The following is a 6,703-nucleotide window of genomic DNA, read 5'->3' as shown; positions in this document are numbered from 1 at the left end:
ATAATCTTCTGAACAACCAATATTCTCAGCAATGAGAGGGATATCACTATGCCTTTTAAAACTATTTTGGATAAATGCATGTTTTTTTCCCATTATACTACTTGAACTTTTATGTAGTCTTTCAGCTATCTGAGGTACCGAAAAACCTTGGTATATGCTACGTGCGATTTCTAAATTAAGTATCCTATAAGCAGTTGGTCTACTAATCTTTAGTTGCTCGATAAGTTCTTCATGACTTATTTTATTTTCAAGTCCTTGAATGAACTCTACTCGTATTTTCTTCATTTCCTCCTTATTGTGGCGTTTTAGAAACGCTAATTTTTTTGAACTATCTTTATTGGGGCGCATCTTATGAATGGATTTTTTCATTTCAAGTGCGCCTTCGATATACATTAATTGAATCTGATCGAACGTAGAACTGTTTAACCAAGCAATATGTTGCATTGTATTAGCCTTTAATTCTACTGTAAGATAGTTGTATACATTTTTTTTCATTTGAGCTGTTGTTAACCAAAGATAGGTAGAAATGTGTTGTTTAGGGGTTCCCTTACTCGATTCACTGATAATAAATTGCGCTATTATCATTCGAATTGTTTTATGACTTCTATTCAACTCTTGTGCAATTTCCTCAATATTTTTACCTTTCTTTCTTTGGATAGCAATATAATTAATTAGATATTTATTTAATTCATTTGATGTTATTTCTTCTAACTTGTCTTTTCTATTTTCTTTGTAAAAATTAATTATTTCATTTTGTCTCCTACTTTCTACTCCTTTTTCTCCTGATTCGTTTTCCTTTTTAACTTCAAGGTAGATATTATGGACTCGTGGATTCTCAGCCAAATTAAGATACAACATTTTATTCAATTCTTCCAGTGTGTATCCTTCCTCACAGATTTTTCGTATTGCATAATTTTCTATTATCTTTTTAGTTTCTCCTAATGAAATAGAAACACTCTTAGTAATATCCTCGATATTTTCCATTTTTTTCAGCTTTTGAATAATTATTTTTTCAAGAACATACGCCTTCGTACCACCTATCTGCTGAGAAATGGAGTCAATCCTAGAGGAAGGTGGAATCTCAGAAATGGAATTATTACTAGAGGAATCCGAAAAACGTCTTAGAATATAGTTGTGTTTGTTTCTGTGAATTTCCTCAACGGGCTTGTGAAATCGTTCAGCTATTTCAAGTTCCGTAAATCCTTGACTTAGTTTACATGCGATTTCAAGCAATTTGATTTCAACCACTGTTTTACGGGATATCTTCAAGCTATCTGCAATTTCTTCATCTGTTTTTCCTTGTTCATAACCTTGAACAACCTTGGCTCTCAGTATTTTATTCAGATATTTCATGACACTATTCTCCTTTGTTTTTAGTAGCAATAACCGTTATCAATGGGACTTGCTACTTACTTTTTAACATATTAAAGGACACTGATTAGAACTTTTTTTGGAAATATAATAAAAAAAGATTCTGAGACAAATACTTGTCCCAAAATCTTCATTAATTAAAAAATTAAAAATTTTTTCACTTAACTTGCTTCTTCGCGCAACTTTTCTGCAAATTCATTAATCTTTCTGATTCGATGATTGATTCCGGATTTAGAGATCGCTCCTGATGGAATCATTTCTCCTAGCTCTTTTAAACTGACTTCTGGGTGCTTTAATCTCAATTCTGCAATTTCTTGCAATTTTTCTGGTAGTGCAGTTAATCCAACTCTACTTTCAATCAATTCAATATTTTCGATTTGTTTTGCTGCAGCATCAATCGTTTTATTCAGATTAGCTGTCTCACAATTGACAAGTCGGTTGACTGAGTTTCGCATATCACGTACGATACGGACATCTTCAAAGCGCAACATCGAATTCGTCGCACCAATTAAGGTTAAAAAGTCAGCAATTTTCTCTGCGCCTTTTAAATATGAAATATAGCCGTTTCGACGTTCCAATGTTCGAGCATGAAGACCATAATAATTTAACATATCACAAATGTCTTGATTATGTTGTTCATAAATGGAGAAAATTTCTAAATGGTAACGACTAGTTTCAGGATTATTGACTGAACCAGACGCCATGAATGCTCCTCTTAGATAGGATCGCATTTTTTGTGCATTTCCTAAAATTTCATCAGATACATGCCCATTGAACATCATTCCGTCCATGATATCTAGATCCATCAGTACATTTTTCGTTCCTTGTTTCAAACGAACGATATAGACATTATTCTTTTTCAATTTCATTTTTTTTCGAACGAGTAACTCGCTTCGGACATTATAATGATCTTTTAAAAGAGAATAGATCCGTCTAGCGATAGCTGCATTTTCTGTTTGAACGTTTAGGATAAATTGTTGATTCACAATCCCTAAAGATCCATTCATTCGCAAAAGTGCAGCTAATTCCGCCTTTGCATGTTCGCGGTGAACTTCAAGTCCAGTAAGTTCTTTTTTGACATCTGCCGCAAATGACACCCTATTCTCCTCCTTTCTTTTAGTAACCTACCGTTTAATATTTGGAACCAAAAACCAAACGAAATAGCTCTTCCACAACTTTTTCACCATCATGGAAGACACCTCCATTTTTTAATTCTAAAAAGTCAGTCGAAATCACTCGACAACCTTCATTACGTAATCCATGAAAATCATGGGTTACTTGTACGAGGTATTCATCGTAAATTTCGGGATCCATATAACCTGCTGGTACTTTTTCTGTGTTAACTAAAACAGTATCAATAAATGGTCGTTTCAAATGTTCATGCAACACCCGAATATGATCAGCATCTGTAAAATGTTCTGTTTCACCTTTTTGTGTCATGATATTACAAATATACACCACTTCGGCTTCTGTTTTAGCTACTGCTTCTCCAATTTCTTGGATGACCAAATTAGGTAAAATGCTAGTAAACAAACTACCCGGTCCTAAAACGACCATATCTGCCTCCATAATGGCAGAAACAACTTTTCGTGCTGGTTTGGCTTCGCTATCATCCGTGGTATTTCGCACATAGACATGATCAATCGTTTTTCGATCGACCGCAATTTTTGATTCCCCCACCGCAGTAGTACCATCTTTAAAAACTGCATGGAGTGTTAATGGTGTTTCAGAAGAAGGATAGATATGACCGTCCACATGCATCATCTTAGATAGGAGTTGTACTGCTTCGTATGTACTTCCTCTCATTTCTGCAACAGCGGCAATGATCAAATTACCAATCGTATGATTGGCTAAAAATTGATCTTCTTTTTTAAAACGATACTGAAAGATATCTTCATAAAATTGTGGCATATCCGACAATGAAACCAACACATTCCTCAAATCGCCAGGGGGCGCCATCGCAATTGATTCTCTGATTGCACCGCTACTGCCCCCGTCATCTGCGACAGTTACGATCGCTGTAATATCAGCCCCTTGGTTACGCAAGCTTTTTAAAATAACCGGTAAGCCTGTGCCACCCCCAACGACAACGATTTTGGGCTTTCTTATACGGTAAGTTTTCATCTTCACGAGCGATTCACCGTCTCTTTCCGTTTATCTTTGTCACGGTGAGTCACATTGACTTTATAATTTTCTTTCAAAGCACCTGATAAACGTTCTGTTAACGCAACTGAACGGTGTTGCCCTCCGGTACAGCCAATAGCAATCGTCAAGCTGCTTTTACCTTCTTTGATATATCCTGGTAAAACCGTCTGTAATAAATCTAAAAACTTATTATAAAACAGCTCAGTTTCATCAAATGACATCACATAGTCATAAACTGGTTGATCTTTTCCTGTCAAAGGTCTTAATTCAGGAATATAGTGGGGATTTGGTAAAAAGCGTACATCCATCACGATATCTGAATCAATTGGCAAGCCATATTTGAATCCAAAGGAAACAAATTCGATTCGAAAGCCTTGATCGCCTTTGGTCTTAAACGTTTGATTGATTTTTTCCCTTAACTGACGTGGTGTTAAAGTCGTCGTGTCTATAATGACCGAGGCCTGCATCTTTAGATCATTCAATATCGCACGTTCTTTACGAATTCCTTCCGTGACTAAACCGTTCATTGCCATTGGATGGGTACGTCTTGTTTCCTTGTATCGTGCGACTAATTCTTCATCGGATGCATCTAAAAATAAAATCGACGTATCGATAAAATCCGTATTCTCAATTTCGACTAACATATTTTGGATTTCTTCAAAAAACGAGCGTGAACGCAAGTCTACCACTAATGCCATTTTCGTCACTTTACCCGATTCTTTGATCAATTCCCAAAACTTTGGAATTAGATTTGGTGGCATATTATCAATACAGAAATACCCCATATCTTCAAAACTTTGAATAGCGACCGTCTTCCCAGCGCCACTCATCCCTGTGATGATTACTAGTTGTAAATTATCAGCCATATCAAACGGCCCCCTCTCATATCTCTTCCTAAAATTATATCACTTCCGGGCGTATCATTACCAGTTAAACATTCTTAAAAATGAAGTTGTCGATAAAAATAGGGACAAATACCACTGTAGGTATCCGCCCCTAATCTTTGCTCATAAAAGTTTTCAACTTGATATGGTAGCTTGTCGGTGTTGTAAGGCACGGGCGATCGTTTGATCAGCTAAGATTGACTGTGCATCAATGACGGGATATTCATTTTCCCCTACATACTCTTGCATCAACGATAATTCTGTACAGCCTAAAATAATTTTTTCGCAATCAAATCGCGCCACCGCTTCTGCCAAAATTTCGTAGTATAGTTCTTTGTTTAAATAATCTGATTCTTTGATATCATGATAAATCAAATGGTTGATTTTCGCCTGAAGTTGAGCATCAGGAATGACAGCCTCAAAGCCTAGCTGTCTCACTTCCTTTTCATAAATTCCAGCTTTCATGCTACCTTCCGTACCCAGGATGGCTACTTTACCAGTTGTATTTTGTCTGACAAGCTCATTTGCCGCTTCTCGTGGCATATGAAGAATCGGAATCTCAGTGGCTGCTTGAAGTTCATCAAAGAAATAATGAGCTGTATTACACGTTAAAACGATAAAATTTGGTTTGAGTAAATTTTGTTTTTCAACATCATCTAGTAGGTAAGGCATTGGGCTTTCTTGTTCCCTATCTAAAATATAAGCCGTTCGATCAGGAACTGTCGCATGATTAAATAATACATAATTCAAATATTCCTGATCTTTTGAGGCTTTGGTTCGATGATTGATTAGACGGACAAAACTCTCTGTGGCCATCGTTCCCATTCCGCCCAAAATACTAAAAAAGTTTTCCATGAATCAACCTTCTTTCACATGAAAGTATTTTTTAAATCGAGGAATGTAATTTCTAAACATATACTTCATCAATAACCAGCGTTTGAGCGAACGATCTTTCTCATAAAAAACAGTCGTTCCATAACGATTTTCTTTAATCATTTTTTCTGCAACTTTTTTGTCTTCATTTGCTTTTGCATAAGTTAAAAAGACCTTGTTAGGTACACCCATCCATAATTTTGCTTGATCCGATTGGCTCGTCCCATAGGTAGTCCCTGTGAATGGAACTTCAAATACACGGTCTTCTGTCACAAATTTTGCTAAATTCAAGCCATTAAGAGTGACAAAGAAACTGCTTCTTCCCTGACGAAGGTTGATTTCAAAAAGTTTGTATTCACCATCTCTTGGATCGTATTTCATATCAAAATTCGCAAAACCAGTATAGGAAATATCTTCTAAAAATCGTTTAATCGTTTGATAGATCTTTTCATTATAATCTGGCATGATCACCACATAATTACCAATCGAAGCTGGTGTTGGATCTTCTAGTAATGGGTGACCTAAACACATCATTCTTACTTGATGGTTTTCATCGACATAAGCATTTAACACACGCATATTACTATCATCCCCAGGAATGAAATCTTGGACGATCATTTCACTTGTATAACCTGCTTCGTAAATACGACCTAAGATCAAGTCAAATTCTTCACGATTATCGATAATAAACGCTTTTTTTCGACCTTCAAATTGGACAGATAAGTATTCCACGCTGTTTGCCGGCTTTAATGCCACTGGAAAGTCAAATGGTAACTCTTGATTCAAATGCCCATCAACTAACATTTCTTTTCTAACAATCAACGTTTTGGGATAAGGTAACTGGTATTCCTCGCAAACTTCATAAAAACTAACCTTATTAATCAGACGTTTAAATAACGAATAATCGATGTAAGGACAAATAAAATACTTTGAGAGTTCTTCTTTATGCTGTGAAATCAGTTCTGCATAGCCATCTCCACATGCGATCAAGAGATACTTCTTCGTTTGATCTGAATATTTCTCTCTTGCTAAACGTAACATGGACTCAATAAAGACCGGATCTTTATCAAAGCCAGGAATTACGTCAACTTTGACGATTTTGCTATAGCGAGTTGGTGCCAACTGATTTGATGCATACGCCTGGCAAACTTTGCCATACGCTTCATGAAATGAACGTGCCATTCCATAGACATTCATGTCGCTACCCAATAAAATAGGAATAAATTCTTCGTTTACATTACTGTTCATCATTATCTCTCACTTACTCATAATCTCTAGTTTTCTTTTTCAACTACACAAGGAATATCATACCATAAAGAAAAAAGCAATCAAAGGAATCTCCTCCGATTGCTCAATTCTTTTTTGAACGGATTGAACTTATAGGAAGTTTTTATCTATACCAATTAGTGTAGAAAGAACTACCATGTTTC

6 protein-coding genes are annotated in these 6,703 nt (G+C 35.9%); all 6 read right to left on the bottom strand.

What is annotated here, in order from left to right; genetic code table 11:
- A partial coding sequence (locus AB3H93_RS13335) for a hypothetical protein (protein WP_368020692.1) occupies nucleotides 1–1,353 on the bottom strand: 1,353 nt, incomplete at its 3' end.
- 179 nt (nucleotides 1,354–1,532) lie between these two features.
- A complete protein-coding gene (whiA, locus tag AB3H93_RS13330) occupies nucleotides 1,533–2,468 on the bottom strand; it encodes a DNA-binding protein WhiA (RefSeq protein ID WP_010718951.1) in 936 nt (311 codons plus the stop codon).
- 34 nt (nucleotides 2,469–2,502) lie between these two features.
- Complete coding sequence (yvcK, locus tag AB3H93_RS13325; RefSeq protein ID WP_010718950.1) at nucleotides 2,503–3,501, bottom strand: YvcK family protein; 999 nt, start codon at nucleotides 3,499–3,501, stop codon at nucleotides 2,503–2,505.
- Complete coding sequence (gene rapZ / locus AB3H93_RS13320) at nucleotides 3,498–4,382, bottom strand: RNase adapter RapZ (protein ID WP_010718949.1); 885 nt, start codon at nucleotides 4,380–4,382, stop codon at nucleotides 3,498–3,500. The genes yvcK and rapZ overlap by 4 nt, the downstream gene beginning before the upstream one ends.
- 153 nt (nucleotides 4,383–4,535) lie before the next feature.
- Entirely contained in the window at nucleotides 4,536–5,255 is a 720-nt protein-coding gene (locus AB3H93_RS13315; RefSeq protein WP_010718948.1) for an amino acid racemase, read from the bottom strand.
- A gap of 3 nt (nucleotides 5,256–5,258) precedes the next feature.
- On the bottom strand, nucleotides 5,259–6,524 hold the full coding sequence (locus AB3H93_RS13310) for a D-aspartate ligase (protein ID WP_010718947.1): 1,266 nt from the start codon (nucleotides 6,522–6,524) through the stop codon (nucleotides 5,259–5,261).
- Nucleotides 6,525–6,703: the final 179 nt, after the last annotated feature.

Source organism: Enterococcus sp. C74, from assembly GCF_040887125.1.
GTDB classification, from domain to species: Bacteria; Bacillota; Bacilli; order Lactobacillales; family Enterococcaceae; genus Enterococcus_B; species Enterococcus_B hirae.
Note: the sequence above shows the minus strand (reverse complement) of the source record. Positions and strands in the feature narration are given on the sequence as shown.

Excerpts from the sequence above, each read along its gene's own strand:
- AB3H93_RS13315 (WP_010718948.1), bottom strand. The coding sequence starts at position 5,255 with ATGGAAAACTTTTTTAGTATTTTGGGCGGAATGGGAACGATGGCCACA.
- AB3H93_RS13310 (WP_010718947.1), bottom strand. The coding sequence starts at position 6,524 with ATGATGAACAGTAATGTAAACGAAGAATTTATTCCTATTTTATTGGGT.
- rapZ (WP_010718949.1), bottom strand. The coding sequence starts at position 4,382 with ATGGCTGATAATTTACAACTAGTAATCATCACAGGGATGAGTGGCGCT.